The following is an 18,498-nucleotide window of genomic DNA, read 5'->3' as shown; positions in this document are numbered from 1 at the left end:
TATACTGGGCAATCGTTCCGGTTTTCGAGGTGCCCGCATGCCATCTGCCATTTCCACTGACGTACTGATCGTCGGCGCCGGGGTCGCAGGCCTCTGGCTCAATGCCAGGCTGCGGCGCCTGGGCTACTCGACAGTGCTGGTGGAGCGCGCCAGTCTCGGCGGCGAACAGACGCTCAAGTCCCAGGGCATCATTCACGGCGGCACCAAGTATGCCCTGCACGGCGCCCTGACCGGCGCCTCCGAGGCCATTGCCGACATGCCACGGCGCTGGCGCGAAGCCCTGGCCGGCAATGGTGAACTGGACCTGCGCCACACCCGCCTGCTGTCCGAGGCCCATTACCTGTGGTCACCCGGCACCCTGGCCGGCAACCTCACCAGCTTCTTCGCCAGCAAGGCCGTGCGCGGTCGGGTCGATCAGGTCAAAGGCGAACACCTGCCCCCGGCCCTGCAGGACCGTGCATTCAAGGGCAAGGTGTACCGCCTGGCCGAATTGGTCATCGACGTGCCGAGCCTGCTGGCCAACCTCGCCGAACTGGCCGGCGACAGCCTGCTGGCTGGGGAGCGCATCGCGCCACTGCACGACGACCAGGCGCTGGTGGGGCTGACGGTCGACGACCGCGAAATCCGTGCGCAACGCATCGTGCTCAGTGCCGGGGGCGGCACCGAAGACCTGCTGCACGCCCTCGGCCTGAGCCAACCGGCCCAGCAGCGCCGGCCGCTGCACATGGTGCTGGCCAAAGGTCCCAACCTCAAACCCCTGTATGCCCACTGCCTGGGAGGTGGCCCCAAGCCCCGGGTCACGGTGACCACCCACCCGGCTGCCGATGGCCAGTGGGTCTGGTACCTGGGCGGCGATTTGGCCGAGGCCGAGGGCGTGGCCCGCGAGCCGGCCGCGCAGATCGCCGCCGCGCAGCGAGAAATCGGCAATTTGCTGCCCTGGATCGATCAACAACAGATCCGCTGGGCCACCTTGCGGGTAGACCGCGCCGAGCCGGCGCAATCGGGCCTGGTGCGTCCGGACAACGCCTTTCTCAGCGAGCAGGCACCCTTGCTGGTGGGCTGGCCGACCAAGCTGGCCCTGGCCCCGGACTTCGCCGACCGCGTGCTGGCCACTTTCGAGCGTGACGGCATCCGCCCCGCCGCCCACCCCGACCTCACCGATCTGCCGCGTCCGCCGCTCGGCGTACCGGCCTGGGAGCAACTGCTGCCATGAGCCTGCCGACCCTGCACGACCTCCACCGCCCACTGGGCAGCACCGGCCTGAGCGTCTCGCCCCTGGGGCTGGGCACGGTCAAGCTCGGCCGCGACCAGGGCGTCAAGTATCCCACCGGTTTCACCATCCCCGGCGACGACGACGCGCGCCTGCTGCTGGCCCAAGCCCGCGAGCTGGGCATCAACCTGATCGACACCGCCCCCGCCTATGGCCGCAGCGAAGAACGCCTCGGCCCGCTGCTGCGCGGACAGCGTGAGCAGTGGGTGATCGTCAGCAAGGTCGGCGAAGAATTCGAGGCCGGCCAGTCGCACTTCGACTTCAGCGCTGCCCATACCCGCCGTTCGGTCGAGCGCAGCCTCCAGCGTCTTGAAACCGACCGCATCGACCTGGTGCTGGTGCATTCGGACGGCAACGACCTGGCCATCCTCGAGGAGCAGGAGGTCTACCAGACCCTCGCTGCGCTCAAGCAGGAAGGCAAGATCCTCGGCTTCGGCCTTTCCGGCAAGACCGTCGCCGGGGGCCTGAAAGCGCTGGAACAGGGCGATTGCGCGATGGTCACCTACAACCTCAAGGAACAGGCGGAGCGCGCGGTACTCGACTACGCTGCCGAGCACGGCAAGGCCATCCTGGTGAAGAAGGCGCTGGCCAGTGGACATGTGTGCCTGTCGCCGGGCGTCGACCCGGTGCAGGCCAGCTTCGAGCTGCTGTTCGCCCACCCAGGGGTGAGCAGTGCTATTGTCGGCACCATCAATCCGCTGCACTTGGCCCATAACGTGGCCACCGTGGCCCGAATCCTGGGCAAGGCCTAAGCCGTCGAATGCAAGGAGGAGCCTCGTGGCGCGCACCCTGATCCGCAAGAACCCGAGCAACTTCAAGACCCTGCCACTGCATGTCGAAGCCACCCCCGAGGGCCTGAGCTATCAGAGCGTCGGCATGCCGCTGAACTTCGCCCAGACCCTGCAGCGGCGCAAGGCCGTGCACGTGGAAGACAGCGAACGTTTCGCCATCGAGCTCGCCAACCTCGGCGTGTCAGTGCGCCTGACCCTCACCTGGCAGAACCGCGACTACTGGGTGCTGGTGCGCCAGCGCCGCCAGGACCGTGGCGATGTGGTGCTCAAGCTGATTTCCGGCTACGTGCCGGCCCAGGAACTGAACCTGCCGCTGCACACAGCCATTCAGGAAGTGGCCGAGGAGTGCCTGATGGAAACCCCGGAAGGCTGGCTCGGCGGACGCTTCAACGACACCTGGCTACCGACGCCCTACGCCGCCGCCCTGCATTACCGGGAAACCCCGCCGTTCACCTTGAGCCCGGCCTCCGGCGCGGCACGTCCGGTGCAATGCGCCAACCTGACGCTGCTGGAGCGGCCTCGGGCCTATGTGCACCTGCCCACCGCGTCGCTGCAACTGATCTACGACCTGCGCTTGCAGGTGCCAAGGGAGGCCAAGTCGCTGAGCCTGTTCCATGTGGACGAGCGCCTGGAAGGCGATCAACTGGTCACCCGGCTCAACCGCAAGCGTCCCGACCTTTACCTGATGCCACTTCAGGACGGCCAGCCCATCGCCGAGCTGTACACCCTGAAGAAGGATCAATTGGTTCCAGCGAGCACACGCGGGCTGTACCTGGCCGAAAGCTTCGCCCAGCAGGACGGCTGGGTGGTGCGCGAGGAACGGGTGCGCTGGAAGGACTGGCTGCGCCAGCAAGGGCTGGTGGAGGCACGGCCGCACAAGCCCTCGCATCTGCAGCGTTTCAGCGACAAGGCCCGAGCGCTGCTGCAGCGGGCGCGGACCTCGCTGAACAAGTAAGCCTCATTGCTTGAGGGCTGGCCCCTGGACACGGGCCAGCCATTTGCAACTTCAGTGCTTGCGGATCTTCTCGACGATCGCCGTGGTCGAGCTGTTCTCCACCAGGCCCAGCACCTTCACCGTGCCGCCGTAGGCGCTGACGATATCGGCACCGACCACCTGGTCGATGCCATAGTCGCCGCCCTTGACCAGCACGTCGGGCTTGACCTCACGCAGCAGGTTTTCAGGCGTGCCTTCGCTGAAGCTGATGACCCAGTCCACCGCCCCCAGCCCCGCCAGTACCGCCATCCGCCGGTCGACGCTGTTGATCGGCCGACCCGGTCCTTTCAGCCTGCTGACCGAGGCGTCGTCGTTGACCGCGACGATCAGCCGATCGCCCTGGGCACGGGCCTGTTCCAGGTAGGTGACGTGGCCGGCGTGAAGAATATCGAAGCAGCCGTTGGTGAAGACGATACGCTCGTTGTGCGCACGGGCGTCGTCAATGGCCAGCAGCAGTTGCTCAAGGACCAGCACGCCACGCTCGGAGCCTTCCTCACGCTGGATCGCCCGGCGCAGTTCCGGCGCGCTGATGGCCGCCGTACCCAGTTTGCCGACGACGATGCCGGCGGCCAGGTTGGCCAGCGCCACGGCGTGCGGCAGTTCCTCGCCTGCGGCGATGGCGGCGGCCAGGGTGGAAATCACCGTGTCGCCGGCGCCGGTGACGTCGAACACTTCACGGGCGCGGGCCGGCAGGTGCAGCGCCGGATGACCGATGCGCAGCAAGGTCATGCCGTGCTCGCCACGGGTGACCAGCACCGCCCCGAGGTCGAAGTCTTCGAGCAGTTGCAGGCCCTTGGCAACCAGTTCGGCCTCGTCGGCACAGCGCCCGACGATGGTCTCGAACTCACTGAGGTTCGGGGTGATCAGGCTGGCGCCCCGGTAGATGGAGAAATCCTTGCCCTTGGGGTCGGCCAGCACCGGGATGCCCTTGGCACGCGCGGCCTGGATCAGCGACTGGTGATTCTTCAGCGCGCCCTTGCCATAGTCGGACAGCACCAGCACCTTGACGCCGTCGAGCAGGGCATCGACTTCCTCACCCAGCGACAGCGGGTCGGTGGCGAAGGGCTCCTCGAAATCGATACGCAACAGTTGCTGATGGCGACTCATGACTCGCAGCTTGACGATGGTCGGCTGGTGCGCAATGCGCTGGAAAATCGAGCGCACGCCGGCGGCCTGCAGGCTGTTGGCCAGACTGTCGGCCGCCTCGTCCTGGCCGGTCACCCCCACCAACGCCGCCGGGGCGCCCAGGGCGGCGATGTTCAACGCCACGTTGGCCGCACCGCCCGGACGGTCCTCGATCTGGTCGACCTTGACCACTGGCACCGGCGCTTCCGGCGAGATACGCGACGTACCGCCATGCCAGTAGCGGTCGAGCATCACATCGCCGACCACCAGTACCGGGGCTTGATCGAAACGCGGCATGGACAACTTCATGGGCAACCCAAATGGAAAAATGAACAGGGGCGGGATATTAGCACAGGGCAGGCGGCGGCTTTAGCGCCAACTGCCGAGTCGAAAAACACGCCGGCACTGGGGGCGCCAGGCCCCGAGTGCCGGTGTTTCAGGTGATGTCGGCCTTGCCGGGTTCGTCCAGGCCCATGGCGTGCAGGCGGGCGTAGTAGCCATTCTGCGCGATCAACGTGGCATGGTCGCCGCGCTCGACGATCCGGCCCTGGTCCATCACCAGGATCAGGTCGGCCTTCTCGATGGTGGACAGCCGGTGGGCGATCACCAGGGTGGTGCGCCCTTGCATGACATGGTCCAGCGCCGCCTGGATGTGCCGCTCGGACTCGGTGTCCAGCGCCGAGGTGGCCTCGTCGAGAATCAGCAGCGGTGCGTCCTTGAGCAGTGCCCGGGCAATCGCCAGGCGCTGGCGCTGGCCACCGGACAGCAGCACGCCATTCTCGCCGACCTGGGTGTCGAAGCCCTGGGGCAGTTGCTCGACGAAGTCCTTGGCATACGCGGCGGCAGCCGCCGCCTCGATGTCGGCACGGGGCGCACCGGCCAGATCGCCATAGGCAATGTTGTTGGCGATGGTGTCGCTGAACAGGGTCACATGCTGGGTCACCTGAGCGATGTGGCGGCGCAGGTTGAGCAATTTGAAGTCCTCGACCTCGACGCCATCGAGCAGGATTTCACCGGTACTGTGGTGGTAGAACCGCGGAATCAGGCTGGCCAGGGTCGATTTGCCGCTGCCTGAACGCCCTACCAGCGCCACCATCTGCCCCGGCTCTACGGTGAAGTTGATGTCGTCGAGCACCTGGCGATCGGTGCCGGGGTAAGTGAAGCTGAGGTTGCGCACCTCCAGACGGCCGGTCAGGGCGTCGCGCTCCACGGTGCCCTTGTCCAGCTCCTGCGGCTCGTCCAGTTGCTCGAAGATGCTCTCAGCACCGGCCACACCCTTCTGGATAGTCGAGCTGACCTCGGACAACTGCCGGATCGGCTTGGGCAGCAGGCCGGCCAGGGTGATGTAGGCCACCATGTCGCCCGCCGAAGCATCACCGCGCAGGTACAGCACCAGGAACATCAGGATTGCCATGGCGCTATAGATGACCAGTTGCAGCAACGGGGTGTAGATGGCACCGGTGCGGGTCATGCGCAACTGCTTGTCGGTGTTGCTCTGGCTGGCCTTGAGGAAACGCTCGCTCTCGTAGACCTCACCGCCGAAGCTGCGGACCACGCGGTAGCCCTGGATGGTTTCCGAGGCGACGTGGGTCACATCGCCCATCGCGGCCTGAATCTTCTTGCTCTGCTTGCGGAATTTCTTGCTGGCAGTGCCGACCATCAAGGCGATAAGCGGCAAGATGGCGACCATCACCAAGGTCAGCCGCCAGTTCATCAGTAGCAGCGAGCCGAACAGGAACACCACGGTCATGCCTTCGCGAATCACCACCTTGATCGCGTCTGTGGCCGCCCCGGTGACCATGGTCACGTTGAAGGTGATGCGGGAGATCAGATGGCCTGAGTTGTTCTGGTCGAAATAGCGGTTGGGCAAGCTCAGCAGGTTGTCGAACAATTGCACCCGCAGATCGTGCACCAGGCCCAGGGAAACCTTGGCCAGGAAATAGTTGCCCAGGAACGAGCCCAGGCCTTGCCAGGCCGCGATCAGGATGATCAGTGCCGGCACCGTGTTGAGCAGGTGCAGCTCACGCAGGTACGGCACGTTCGGGAACAGCGAGGCATCCGGGTTGGACAGCCCGTCGACAAAATACTTGAGGATGTAGCCGAGCATCGGCTGGGTAGAGGCGAAGATCAGGAAACCCACGATGCTCAGCAGGAAAAGCCCGAGATAGGGGCGCACGTAGCCGAGTAGGCGGAAGTAGATCTTCATGCTCGATGGGCTGGCGGAGCCACTGGCGTCTGTCATATCGCGAAACATGCTGAAAATGGGGTGCAGACTGTAGCACAGCTGGGGCTGAACGTCGGGCTCCGGGTACACCACGGTTTCGCCCTGCAATGCGTGCAAAGCTGGGTTAAGATTGCCCCCCGCCCTCAGCCGGTCCGTTTCAGCATGCACATCAGCAGCCTTCGCCAAACAGGCAACCGCTTCTTCGACTTCGTCTGCCTGTGGGTTCTCCCAGTGGGCCTGCTCATGCTGCTCGGCACCTTGTTCTTCCTCCCCGACCGCAGCGTGCATCACAAGCTGTACTACGGCTTGTTCAGCATTCCGACCTTGCTCGCCCTGTGCATCCGTCCCTCGGAACTCAAGCGACTGGTCGGCGAGCCGGTGGTGATCTTCTTCATGCTGTTCGCCGGGTTCGCCATCCTCAGCCTGTGTTGGTCGCCCACGACGACCGCTGCCGACAACCTGATCAAGCGCCCACTGCACACCCTGATGCTGTTTTTTGGCACCGCCCTGCTGTTGCGCCATCGCCCAGGAGTGCTGAAGTCGATCTTCCTGGGCGCAGCGCTGCTGGCGTTGCTGGGCACCTTGCGCGATCTGTACGCCTTTGCCCTGACCTATACGCCAGGCACTCGACTGATCGGCACCGGCGCGCTGGACAACCCCCTGCTCAGCTCCCACCTGTTCGGCTTCTTCGGCATCTACTGGCTGTGGATGGCCATGGACAGCAAGCGCCTGCACCTCATGGCGCTGTGCCTGGCCGCGTTCACCGTCATGTTCGTCGCCGTCGTGGCGACTGGCTCGCGAACCCCGCTGGTGGCCATGACCCTGGCGGCCAACTGGCTGGCACTGCTGTGCTGGAACCGCCGTTCGATCCCGCTGTTCGCCGCTGCACCGCTGGTGATCGCCGGCATTCTGCTGTTCGCGCCCCACCTGATCACCGGTCGCGGCGATTCGTACCGGTTCGAGATCTGGCAGACCACCTGGCAACTGTTCGTTCAGCACCCGCTCATCGGACATGGCTACGATGCGCCGATGCGTGTGGACACCGGCATGGGCTACCTGCTGAGCGAGCCACACAACTTCGCATTGGGTGTGCTGTTCAACGTCGGCATCCTGGGCTTCATCCCCTGGATCGCAATGATCGGTTATGCGCTGTACAGCGGATGGAAGCAACGGGCGCTGCCGGTCTTCCAACTGGCCTCGACCTTGCTGGTGTTCGGCATCGGTGCCGGCCTGACCGAAGGCGGCGGCATCCTGTCGCGTCCCAAGGAGCACTGGTTCCTGCTGTGGATCCCGCTGGCGCTGATCGCCGGGCTCAATATCGCGCGCCGTGCCGGCTGCCTGCTGCCGGCGCCTCGGCCGCGCATCAGCGATACCCAGTTCGACCAACTCACCGACGGTGCCCGCCTCATCGAAGAAGATGGGCTGGGTCCGAAAGTGCTCGAACTGCGTGACGGCAGCTTCCTGAAACTGTTCCGCCGTCGCGACTGGTACACCTCAGGCGCCTGGCATCCGTACTCGGCACGCTTCGTCAGGAACAGCCAGCGGCTGGCACTGGCCGGCATCGCCACGCCCGACGTGCTGGAACTGATGGTGCGCACCGACGGCAGCCAGGGCGTGCGCTATCGCCCCCTGTCCGGACAGACGGTACGCCAGGCCCTGCAAGCCAGCACGTCCCCCCAGGAACGCCAGCAACTGGTGCATCGGCTGGGCCAGTTCATCGCCCGCCTGCACGATCAGGGGGTCTACTTCCGCTCGCTGCACCTGGGCAACATCCTGCTGCTGAACAGCGGTGAGTTCGGCCTGATCGACCTGGCCGACATGCGCCTGCTGCCCTCGGCGTTGTCTGCCGAGCTGCGCCGACGCAATCTGCGCCACATGCAGCGCTACGACCAGGACCGTCAATGGCTGTTCGAAGAGCAGGTGGACGCCCTGCTGGAAGGCTATGCGAGCACCGCCAGTGCAAGCATGAGCCAGGTCCTGCGCACGCAACTGGGCCACAGCCCGCGCACGGCGCATTGACATGAGCTATCTCGCCCCCGTGTTCTCGGTCCTCACCTACGTGCTCGCCTTCAGCGTCGCTGCGCTGCTGCTGCGCATCCCCCTGGTGGCCAGGCACCTGGAACCGGTGGCGGGCCGCTGGGCCACGCTGGATGGCCTGCGCGGCTACCTGGCCCTGGGTGTGTTCATTCATCACGCCGCCATCGCCTGGCATTACCAGAGCAGCGGTCAGATCGCCATGCCCCCAGAGCGCTTCTTCGCCCAGATCGGCCAGGTCGGCGTGGCGCTGTTCTTCATGATCACCGGGTTCCTGTTCTGGGACCGGCTGGTCAGGCAGCGGGCCGACTTCGACTGGCGCTCGTTCGCCATTTCGCGGGTCATGCGCCTTTATCCCCTGTACCTGCCATTGCTGGCGGCGCTGCTGCTGACCGTGTTCTACCTGCAGCACTGGACCCTGCGCGACTCGCCGCTGCAACTGGCCAAGCAATTGTCGCTGTGGCTGGTGTTCCACCGGCCGGACATCAACCAGTTGGCCGGCACCGGCAACTTGATTTCCAACGTCACCTGGACCTTGATCTACGAGGCCTACTTCTACCTCGCCCTGCCCCTGCTCGGCGCCATCTTCCTCTATCGACGCGGGTTCGCCAGACCCCTGGCCTGCGTGGTCGGCCTCTATGTGCTGGCGCAACTGGTCGGCTGGGAGCACTCGCTGAAGAAAAAATACCTGCTGAGCTTTCTCGGTGGCATCGCCGCGGTGTACTGGATACGCAACCCGGCGCTGGTCGAATGGGCCAAGACCAGGACCGCGACCTTCGTCGCCCTGGGCCTGTTGCTGGTGGTCATGACCGTGCTGCATAAGACCTTTGCCGTGCCGGCGCTACTGCTGTTGAGCGTGTTCTTCTGCATCGTCGCGTCCGGCAACAATCTACTGGGCGCGTTGAGCCTGCGCAGTGCGCGGTGGATGGGCGAAATCAGCTACAGCACCTATTTGCTGCACGGGCTGCTGCTGTGGTGGATGGCCTATCGGCTATACCCGCAACTGGACCTGGGCAGCGATGCGCCCTGGCTGTTCGCCGCGCTGGTCGCGGTGTGCTGCATCGTGCTGGTGGCGCTGAGCAGCGCCACTTTCCTGCTCTTCGAAAAGCCCGGCATTGCCCTGGGCAAACGCCTGGCCCGTCGCCATCGCGACAAACGTGTCGCCGGCCTGAAGTCAGCCGACCAGGTCTGAGTCGCCGCGCCGCTGGCGCGCGTAGTCCAGGAATGCCTCGATCCGGTCGCTGCAGAGCCTGTCCACCACACTGGCGATTTCAGCCGGCGGCCAGTCCCACCACGCGCTCTTGAGCAGCTCGGCGCGCACCTCTTCGGGGAAGCGCCAGCGCAAAATCGTGGCAGGATTGCCACCCACCACGGCATACGGTGGCACGTCGCGGGTGACCAGCGCCCCCGCCGCCACCACCGCACCGCTGCCGATGGTCACGCCGGACAGAATGCTGCTGTTGGAACACAACCAGACATCGTTGCCGATGACCACATCACCCCGCGAGAAGGCATACCCCTTGATGGAGGCGGCTTCGGCCAGCATCGCCGGGAAGGGATAGGTGGTGACCCAGTCCGCCCGATGATGTCCCCCCAGGAAAATCTGCACGCCTTCGGCAATCGAGCAGTAGGCGCCGATCTTCAGGGTGGCACCCTCCTGCCAGTCATGCACCTGCGGGACACCATAGCTGCCGACGCCAAAGGCATAGTGCGGGTAACGCGCCGCGAAACGGGCACGCCCCCGCTCGATAGGCGGCAACTTGCGGATCGCCCGTTTGGCGCGCTTTTCCAGGTAGCGTGATAACCAGCCCATGGGGTGCGACCTCCTCTGTCAGGGACGCTCCAGCGGCGAGAAGTACAACCGCGCCAGCCCACGCCAGGTCTTGCGGGTGAACGCCCGCAACGGAATCTGCGCCAGCAGTTCGCGGGCCAGGGCGCGATCGCGGTTGGCCACTTTCAGGAACATGGAATTCAATGCCTTGAACTTCACCTGCTCGTAGGCTGGGTGGTCCTTGAACAAGGCATAGGTGCGCAGGATGTTGTCGATCATGAACCGGTGGTTCTTGTAGGAGTTGCTGGCGTGCTTGCGATAACGCGCCATGAGCACGTTCAAGCCGTCGATGAAATAGCCGGCATGGGTGATCTTGAGCTCGATCAGCAAGTCCTCGAGGCGGATCTGCGGGTCGAATCCACCGACCTTCTCCAAGGCTTCGCGACGGATCATCAAGGTCGGCGCCGGTGGGTAGGGCTTGCGCTCCAGGAACATGTCCTCGAAGTCCATGCGCCGGAAGGCGATATCGCGCCGCTGCCGAGTCTCGGGGAAGAGTTCGCCCTGGGCGTCGATCAACTCGATGTTGCCCGCGCAGATGCCCACTTCCGGCTTGTCGGCCATGTACTCGGCCTGAATGGCGATACGCTCCGGCAGCATGATGTCGTCGGAGCCGAAGGGCACGATCAACTCGCCCTTGGCCCGCGCCACCGCCGCGTTGAGGGTATGGGTGAGGCCCATGTTCTGCTGCACCCGGAAGTCGAAGCCATGCTTGTCCTGCAGGCGCTGGATGCGTTCGACGCTGTCATCGGTCGAACCATCGTCCACCACCAGCAACTCGATGTTGGGGTAGGTCTGCCCGAGCACACTGAGAATACTTTCCTCGATGTAGGGACCATGGTTGTACGAGGCGATGATCACCGTCACCTGCGGTTGAAACTGGGTCATTTCGATTCCTTGGTAGCCGCGGACAGGCCCGACTCGATGAGTTGCAGGTACTGCTGACGGAACACCTCGATGTCATGCTCACGCGTCAGATAGTCATAAGCCTGCTCGCCTTTGGCGCGCAGGGCCTGATCATCGAGCGCCAAATAGGTATCCAGGGCCGCCGTCAGGCTCGCCACGTCGGCAGGCTTGACCGCCAGCCCGCCCGCGCCTTCGATCAGCGGCCGCATGGCCGGCACATCGCTGGCGATCACCGGCAGGTGCCCGCTCATGCCTTCCAGCAGCGCCAGGCCCAGGCCCTCGGCCAGCGACGGCATGGTCCACAGGTCGAACGCTCGCACGTATTGCAGGGCGTTTTCCTTGAAGCCGAGCAAATGCACGCGCCCAGCCAGGCCGGCGCGCTCGATCTGCTGCTGAAGACGCGCCTGCTCGCGACCGGCACCGATGATGGCCAGTTGCGTCTGCGGATACTTGTCCTTGAGCGCAGCGAACGCCTCGATCAGGTAAGTGTGGCCTTTGACTGGCACCAGACGCCCGAGCGCCCCCACCAGCCGGGCATCGGCATCGAGCCCCAACTGCGCCCTGGCGTCGGCCCGCGACAGTTGCAGGGCCTCGGCCTGCTCGATATCGATGGCGTTGGTGATGCCATGGGTATTGGCGTCGGTGAAACCGCACCGGCAATCGAGCAGGTACTGCTTGACCGCCGGCGACACACCGACGAACTGCCAGGCGCGGTCGATCAAGCGCTTGGCCTGGCGCCGACGGTAGAAGCGGTCGTACTCGCCAAAGCCATGGGAGATGCCGATGCACAGGGGAATCCTGAGCCAGCGATTAAGCTGCAGCAGCATGTTCACCGGCTTGAAACGGTTGCAGATGACCACATCGAAGCGCTCCCGCCGACAGAACTGGAACAGTTGCCAGGAGGCTTTCAAGCGCATGCCTTTGAGCGCCTTGTCGCTGAATTCGAAGTAGACCGAGCGCTCGGCCCGGCTCACCGGCTGACCCGACACAGGCTTGCCGCGCAGGAACGCCATGGTGGTGTCGAAGCGATCGGCAGGCAGGGCCTTGAAGATCTGCTCGGCCAGATCGGCGAAATCATGCTGCTTGATGTTGTAGTCCGGCTGTAACTGCAGAACCTTGTAACGCTGCTTCATACGCTGTCCTGATGGAACCCGCGGTCGTTGATCATCCAGTTCGACGTTGCCGCGAGTTGCTGCACCTGCTGCGGATCGGGCTGCGGCACGTCGCGCCACTTGTTGCGCTTCCAGCAGGCGAAATGGAAATAGGGATAAGCGCGCTGGCTGTCCAGATCGTTGCTCAGCCGCCCGTCACGCCAGTACCAACGCTGGGGGAAAACCTTGCGCCCGTCGTGCCAGGCGATGCAGCCGTTGGGCGTGCTGTAGGCCTCGGTGAAATCGCTGCGACGACGCAGAGGGTTCAACTGGCCCAGCAGCTCGAACAGCGGTCTGGGCAGGTTCTTTCGGCGCAGGAACAGTCGACTGAACGCACCCTCGTCCAGCGCATGATGGGCCTGGTCGGTGAAGCGCGCCTGCCAGTTCGGCATGCGCTTGAACAGGACCCGCTTGCACGGCGTGTTGCGGATCAGGCACAGGTGCCCCGCCACCCGGCGTTCGTGGGTCGAGAAGAAGTCCCAACGCGCCAGCCGTTCGTTGGTGAAGTACGCCCGCAAATCGCCATACACCAGGTCGATGTCGCCAAAGGCCCAGAAGTCGTAACCTTCCAGGCGATCGGCGTGGATGTAGCCCAGTGCCGGCTTGATGTCGCACAGCTTGTAGGCTTGCTGCGGGGCGAAGTCGATTTCCAACCGGTCGGAGACCAGTCGGCAGTAATCGGTATAGCTGATCGCCTCGATGCGCACATTGGCGGGCAGGTCGGCGGGTGTGCCGCAGTCGCTGAACAACAGCCAGTCGATATCCGCGTTGCGCCGGCAGCTTTCCAGGAAGAATGGCATCCAGAACGGCCACTCGCCGAAATAAGGAATGACAAACAGGATTCGTGGAGTCGGTAAGGTCACGTGAAGCTCTCTCTGTCGAATGTGGCCTGCAGCGTGGTCTGATTAATCGAGGATCCAGAACAGCTCATGGCGGCGCACCGCCTTGCGGAAGAATTCGTTCTCACCGAACACTGAGCCGCGCCGCCCGGCCAGGCAACGCTGGATCGACCGGCGCAGCCGGCGCTTGAACGGCGGCCTGGGCTGCAGGTCATGCATCATGCCCAGCGCCATGGCCTTGTCGTATTGCACAGGCGGCTCCAGCGACAGGCTCAAGGGCAGTCCGAGGGAGTGTTCGTCGGTCACTGGCGGCAAGGCGACGCCCGCTCCGCTGTCGCCCATGGGCCAGCGGTCGTTGTCGTGCAGATGGTTGGCGTAGCCAAGTAGCAACTGTGGCTGCCACGCCAGGCCTGCGAGCGCTTCGCGCAGCGCCTGCTGGGCGCAGACATGGTCCGGGTGCGGATCCAGCACCGGGTGGGGCATTACGATCACTTCCGGTCGCGCCAGACGCAGCAGTTCGCGCAGGTCAGCCAGCAGGTTGTTCCAGGAGGGCACGCCATCGTCGCCCGGCAGGGCCAGGCTGTTGAATTGGCGGAACAGGCGGGTGTCGGCCAGATCGGCCTCGCGCGAACCGATGGGCGCCTGCGGCGACTCGCGCATGGCCGACAGTTGCAAGCAGAAGTAGCCCAGTTGCACGCAACGCGACTCCGGCACACCCGCCCAGCGCGGCACGGTCAGGCTGTCCCAGGCCCGCAAGCGGCCTTTGAGGCGCGCCGCCTCGGTCGATGACAAGCCCATGTCCTGGTAATGCTCGGCTTCGATCTCACCGGCAGTCAGAGTGACGATCCACGCCTCGTCTGCCTGACTGTACAAGCCGTAGGCAGCCAGCTCGGCGTCATCGGCGTGCGGGGCGATGACCATCACCCGGCGCCGACGCGGATCGGCCTGGCGCAACACCCACAGCCGCGGCTGCCCGACCACCGTGCAGAAGCGGCCGGCGAGGGACAGTCGCCCGTCCACCAAGGCCTGGGCGCAGCCGCCAAGATTCAAGTAGCGCAAGCCTCGCACGCCGCGCTCGAACACCTGCAGGTCGGCGCGCTCGGCCCCCTCGATGTGCACGCCGGGGTCGAACAGTCGCCCCAGCCAGCCGCAGCGCAACTCCACCTGCAGCACCAGGGTTTCATCGCCCTGCAGACTCAGGTCCGCCGCCCTCAGCCGGCCGTTCTCCAGGGTGACGTCGAGTACTTCGGCGCTGTCCGGGAAGCTGTAGAGGTAGTCTTCGTTCGCGGCATAGAACAGGTGATCGGCGAACCAGGCCTCATGGGCCACCCACAGCAGCGGCAGCAGCAGCACCGGCAACCACCAGGCGACGAACACGCCCGCCAGCAGCAAGGCCAGCAGCGTCACCAGCAAGCCGATACGCTTGTTGCGGCGATGGCGCTTGAGCAACTGCTGCTTGCGGCTCATGACTGGTACACCGGCACCGGATGACACCAGCGCTCCTTGTACTCCCGGTCGGCCCGGCCGAAGGAAAAGCGCAGGGCCTTGCCGCGCGCCTTGGCGTCTTCCCAGGCGGCCTGGGTGTTGAGGAAGCTGAGCACGCTACCGGGGCTGAACGCCTTGGTTTCAGGATCGACCCCGCCATTGACATACTCGACGCTGACCCATTGCGGTGACTCGACCCGATACACCAGCTGGATGGCGATCGGCGCCGAGTCGAGGAACAGCACCGAACCGATCAGCAGCTCGCGCAAGCGCTCGATCACTTCGGCCATGTGCGCAGCACCTGTGGCGGGGAAGCCCCAACGACGCTGGAACAGATCGCAGTACATGGCGGCGATGTCGCTGGCACTGAACTCGCTGATCGGCCGCACCACACCGCCTGCCTCTTCCAGCAGACGCAGCTCGCGACGCTGGTTGTAGCGAAACTTCTTCGACAGGTCTTCGTGCGGGCGCGCCAAGGCCAGTTGCTCGGTCTGCGCTTTGAGGCCGTCGAAGCGACCGTGATTGAGCTCGGACAAGTAACGCCCGGCATGGCGCAGCGGTGCAGCGGCATCGTCAGCGGCGGGCAGGATGATTTCGGCATTGCCCAGATCGAACAGGCCCTTCTTGCCGTGGCGCTTGAGCACCTCTTTGGACAGCGCCAGGTGCCGGCCCCAGGTCGGCACTGCCGCCACGAGTTCGCCGTCACGTTCCCAGCCCAGGTAACGCACGGGAATCTGTGCCAGGTCGGCCAGTTGCTCGAGCACCAGCGGATGACTGGCGACACTGCCACCAAAGCGTTGCCAGGCCTGGGCATAAGCGTTCGCGTCGATGGCGGTCCAGCCGCGTTCGCGCCAGGCGCGCAGATGATTGAGCATCAGACCCGCGCCTCCAGCGCTCGTACCTGGGGCAGTTGCCAGAACACCTGACGCACGGCCTCATCGGAGAATCGCTCATGCAAACGCTGCAGCATCAGGGTGGCGCATTCGCGGCGCTGCTCGTGGCTCAGACCGGCCATGTGCTGCAGCCCCTGGGCCAATTGCCCGGCATCGCCCAGCGCGAACAGCACGCCCACGCCCTCGACCACCTCGCGCGCACCACCGCAAGCGGTGGCCAGCACCGGCACGCCAGCCACCATGGCCTCCAGCAGGACCATGCCGAATGGCTCATGGTCGGAACTCAGGGCGAACACGTCGAAGGCTTGAAAGTAGCGACGGGCATCGGCCACTTGGCCGAGGAAATCGACGCGCTCGGCGATGCCCAACTCCGCGGCCAGCGCCTTGAGCGAGTCTTCCAGGCGACCCTTGCCCAGCAGCGCCAGTCGGGCGTTCCCGGGCAATCCCGGCAAGGCTTGGGCGAAGCCGCGCAGCAAGGTGGCCTGGTCCTTGTCCGGGTGCAGGCGGCCGACATTGCCGACGATCCACGCCTGAGCGTCCAACCCCAAGGCACGCCGCGCCTCGTCACGCGGCAGCAGTGCAGCCTGCAGCGCCGCGACGTCGATGCGGTTGTAAAGCGTCTGGATACGCTCGGCTGGCCAGCCGGGCAGACAGCGGCGCATGTCGTCACGCACCGCGTCGGACACGCCCAGCAGGCTGAGGCGCTTGCGCGCCAGGTTGGCAAATAGGCGACGGCCCTGGCGTTGATAGTCGCCGAAGGCATGGTGCACGCCAATCACCGGCAGCGCGGTGCCCAAAAGCGCCACATAAAGGGGCTTGAAGCGGTGGGCGATGCAGAAACTGAACGTGCGTTCTCGGGCGATTCGACGCAAGGCCGCGATGGCGCCAAGCTTGAGCCCGCGCACGGCCTTGGAGCTGAATTCGAGAAACAGCACTTCATCGCCACCACAGCCGGCAGCCACCTGGGGGTCGGCCTTGCCGGTGAGGAACACCGTGGTGACCTTGTAGCCCCGGCCTTCGAACAGGCTGGCGTACTGACGGGCACAATCGAGGAACGGCCCGTCGTAGCCGTGGCAGAACTGCAGGACCCGCAGGTCAGAGCGGCTGGTCATACGCCGCCGCGCCGTCCTTGACCACCAGGATGTCTTCCATGATCAGGTATTGCAGGTCCGAGCCGAAGAACATGTTCAGCGCGTCGGTCGGCGAGCAGATCATCGGCTCGCCACGACGGTTGAGCGAGGTGTTCAGCGACACACCATTGCCGGTGAGGTCTTCGAGCGCCTTCATCATGTCGTAGTAGCGCGGGTTGTACTCGCGCTTGAGCACCTGGGCTCGCGAGGTGCCGTCTTCGTGGACCACTTCCGGCACACGGGTCTTCCACTCCTCGGCCACCTCGAAGGTGAAGGTCATGAACGGGGCCGGGTGGTCGATCTTGATCATCTGCGGCGCGACGGTGTCGAGCATCGACGGGCAGAAGGGTCTCCAGCGCTCGCGGAACTTGATCTGCTCGTTGATCCGGTTGGCGACGTTGGGCACGCTCGGGCAGCCGATGATCGAACGGCCACCCAGGGCACGCGGACCGAATTCCATACGGCCCTGGAACCACGCCACCGGGTTGCCATCGACCATGATCTGCGCGATGCGCTGAGGCATGTCGTTGAGCTTGCGCCACTTCGGCGCACTGGGATGACGCGCGCAGGCGGCGATGACGTCCTCGTTGGAGTACGCAGGGCCGAGGTAGACGTGCTCCATCTTCTCGACCGGCACACCACGGGCGTGCGACACGTAGGCGGCGGCACCGACCGCCGTGCCGGCATCGCCGGACGCGGGCTGGACGAACAGCTCCTTGAGGTCCGGGCGAGCGATGATCTTCTGGTTAAGCTTGACGTTCAGCGCGCAGCCACCGGCAAAGGCCAGCTTGCCGGTTTCCTTGAGGATGTCGCCCAGGTAATGGTCGATCATCTGCAGGGCCAGCTTCTCGAACAGGGCCTGCATGCTGGCGGCGTAGTGGATGTAGGGCTCGTCGGCGATGTCGCCTTCACGCTTGGGACCGAGCCACTCGATCAGCTTGGGCGAGAAGTAGAAGCCCTTGCCCTTCTCTTTATAGCGGCGCAGACCGATGACGTTGGCGTACTCGGTGTTGATCACCAGTTCGCCATTCTCGAAGCTGGCCAGACGGGAGAAATCGTACTTGCTGGCGTCGCCGTACGGCGCCATGCCCATCACCTTGAACTCGCCGTCGAGCATCTCGAAACCAAGGAACTCGGTGATCGCGCCGTACAGGCCGCCTAGAGAATCCGGATCGAAGAACTCCTTGATCTTGTGGATCTTGCCGTTCTCGCCGTAGCCGAAGAAGGTGGTGGCGTACTCGCCCTTGCCGTCGATGCCGAGGATCGCGGTCTTTTCCTTGAAGCCCGAGCAGTGGTAGGCGCTGGAGGCGTGGGCCAGGTGGTGCTCGACCGGCTCGATCTTGATCTTCTTCGGATCGAAGCCCAACTGCTCCAGGCACCAGACGATCTTCTTGCGGTAGCGCTTGTAGCGACGGTTGCCCATGAGGATCGCGTCGAGGGCGCGGTCCGGGGCGTACCAGTAGCGCTTGGCGTAGTGCCAGCGGGCCTTGCCGAACAGGCTGATGGGGGCGAACGGAATGGCCACCACGTCCACGTCGGACGGCTTGATGCCGGCCTGCTCCAGGCAGAACTTCGCCGATTCATACGGCATGCGGTTCTTCGCATGCTTGTCACGCACGAAGCGCTCTTCTTCGGCGGCGGCAACCAGCTTGCCGTCGATGTACAAGGCCGCGGAAGGGTCATGGCTGAGGGCGCCGGACAGGCCAAGAATCGTCAATGCCAAGGGACTCGCCTCTTCATTCGATATGAGATGCGCCAGGGGCCGGGTGGGCGGCTGGCGACCAAAGCGCGCGATTATAGCGCAAACAACCTGTACCGCACGGCTGCG

General features: G+C 64.9%; 15 protein-coding genes. 5 read left to right on the top strand and 10 right to left on the bottom strand.

Annotated elements, in window-relative coordinates:
• Positions 1 to 37 precede the first annotated feature (37 nt).
• The 3 genes from Q6A47_RS12285 to Q6A47_RS12275 are packed head-to-tail and all read left to right on the top strand — an operon-like array spanning position 38 to position 3,016.
• On the top strand, positions 38 to 1,213 hold the full coding sequence (locus tag Q6A47_RS12285; RefSeq protein WP_304484440.1) for an NAD(P)/FAD-dependent oxidoreductase: 1,176 nt from the start codon (positions 38 to 40) through the stop codon (positions 1,211 to 1,213).
• The gene (locus Q6A47_RS12280; protein WP_295486777.1) at positions 1,210 to 2,022 is read left to right on the top strand and encodes an aldo/keto reductase; all 813 of its coding nucleotides are present in this window, start codon (positions 1,210 to 1,212) and stop codon (positions 2,020 to 2,022) included. The genes Q6A47_RS12285 and Q6A47_RS12280 overlap by 4 nt, the downstream gene beginning before the upstream one ends.
• A gap of 25 nt (positions 2,023 to 2,047) precedes the next feature.
• Positions 2,048 to 3,016, top strand: coding sequence for a hypothetical protein (locus tag Q6A47_RS12275; protein ID WP_029612807.1), 969 nt, complete (start codon positions 2,048 to 2,050; stop codon positions 3,014 to 3,016).
• A 51-nt stretch (positions 3,017 to 3,067) separates the two neighbouring features.
• Here Q6A47_RS12275 and hldE read toward each other — a convergent pair whose 3' ends face one another.
• Both hldE and msbA read right to left on the bottom strand, forming a co-directional pair.
• Positions 3,068 to 4,489 (bottom strand): bifunctional D-glycero-beta-D-manno-heptose-7-phosphate kinase/D-glycero-beta-D-manno-heptose 1-phosphate adenylyltransferase HldE, encoded by a 1,422-nt coding sequence (hldE, locus tag Q6A47_RS12270; RefSeq protein WP_039582820.1) that lies wholly within the window; start codon positions 4,487 to 4,489, stop codon positions 3,068 to 3,070.
• 127 nt (positions 4,490 to 4,616) lie between these two features.
• Positions 4,617 to 6,422, bottom strand: coding sequence for a lipid A export permease/ATP-binding protein MsbA (gene msbA / locus Q6A47_RS12265; RefSeq protein ID WP_029612808.1), 1,806 nt, complete (start codon positions 6,420 to 6,422; stop codon positions 4,617 to 4,619).
• A 144-nt stretch (positions 6,423 to 6,566) separates the two neighbouring features.
• Between msbA and Q6A47_RS12260 the strand changes: the two genes are divergently transcribed.
• Both Q6A47_RS12260 and Q6A47_RS12255 read left to right on the top strand, forming a co-directional pair.
• Positions 6,567 to 8,423: a bifunctional O-antigen ligase/aminoglycoside phosphotransferase family protein gene (locus tag Q6A47_RS12260; RefSeq protein WP_304484439.1), complete on the top strand. Its 1,857-nt coding sequence runs from the start codon at positions 6,567 to 6,569 to the stop codon at positions 8,421 to 8,423.
• Between the two features lies 1 nt (position 8,424).
• Positions 8,425 to 9,630: an acyltransferase family protein gene (locus Q6A47_RS12255; protein WP_304484438.1), complete on the top strand. Its 1,206-nt coding sequence runs from the start codon at positions 8,425 to 8,427 to the stop codon at positions 9,628 to 9,630.
• Here Q6A47_RS12255 and Q6A47_RS12250 read toward each other — a convergent pair.
• From Q6A47_RS12250 to Q6A47_RS12215, 8 genes are read right to left on the bottom strand one after another with little or no spacing between them, the layout of a single operon-like run.
• Positions 9,613 to 10,251 (bottom strand): CatB-related O-acetyltransferase, encoded by a 639-nt coding sequence (locus tag Q6A47_RS12250; RefSeq protein ID WP_039582816.1) that lies wholly within the window; start codon positions 10,249 to 10,251, stop codon positions 9,613 to 9,615. The genes Q6A47_RS12255 and Q6A47_RS12250 overlap by 18 nt on opposite strands.
• An 18-nt stretch (positions 10,252 to 10,269) precedes the next feature.
• Entirely contained in the window at positions 10,270 to 11,154 is an 885-nt protein-coding gene (locus Q6A47_RS12245) for a glycosyltransferase (protein ID WP_029612811.1), read from the bottom strand.
• A complete protein-coding gene (locus Q6A47_RS12240; protein WP_116887447.1) occupies positions 11,151 to 12,305 on the bottom strand; it encodes a glycosyltransferase in 1,155 nt (384 codons plus the stop codon). Before Q6A47_RS12240 ends, Q6A47_RS12245 begins: the two co-directional genes overlap by 4 nt.
• Positions 12,302 to 13,186 (bottom strand): DUF6625 family protein, encoded by an 885-nt coding sequence (locus tag Q6A47_RS12235; RefSeq protein ID WP_304484437.1) that lies wholly within the window; start codon positions 13,184 to 13,186, stop codon positions 12,302 to 12,304. The genes Q6A47_RS12240 and Q6A47_RS12235 overlap by 4 nt, the downstream gene beginning before the upstream one ends.
• Before the next feature lie 42 nt (positions 13,187 to 13,228).
• Positions 13,229 to 14,629, bottom strand: a complete 1,401-nt coding sequence (locus tag Q6A47_RS12230; RefSeq protein WP_304484436.1) for a PIG-L family deacetylase — start codon at positions 14,627 to 14,629, stop codon at positions 13,229 to 13,231.
• On the bottom strand, positions 14,626 to 15,522 hold the full coding sequence (locus tag Q6A47_RS12225; RefSeq protein WP_295486758.1) for a GNAT family N-acetyltransferase: 897 nt from the start codon (positions 15,520 to 15,522) through the stop codon (positions 14,626 to 14,628). Before Q6A47_RS12225 ends, Q6A47_RS12230 begins: the two co-directional genes overlap by 4 nt.
• On the bottom strand, positions 15,522 to 16,652 hold the full coding sequence (locus tag Q6A47_RS12220; protein WP_029612815.1) for a glycosyltransferase: 1,131 nt from the start codon (positions 16,650 to 16,652) through the stop codon (positions 15,522 to 15,524). The genes Q6A47_RS12225 and Q6A47_RS12220 overlap by 1 nt, the downstream gene beginning before the upstream one ends.
• A complete protein-coding gene (locus Q6A47_RS12215; protein WP_029612817.1) occupies positions 16,636 to 18,393 on the bottom strand; it encodes a carbamoyltransferase family protein in 1,758 nt (585 codons plus the stop codon). Before Q6A47_RS12215 ends, Q6A47_RS12220 begins: the two co-directional genes overlap by 17 nt.
• Positions 18,394 to 18,498: the final 105 nt, after the last annotated feature.

Origin of the sequence: Pseudomonas boreofloridensis (assembly GCF_030580795.1) — a bacterium.
GTDB classification, from domain to species: Bacteria; Pseudomonadota; Gammaproteobacteria; order Pseudomonadales; family Pseudomonadaceae; genus Aquipseudomonas; species Aquipseudomonas boreofloridensis.
The sequence above is the reverse complement of the archived record's forward strand: the minus strand, read 5'-3'. Positions and strand labels throughout refer to the sequence as shown.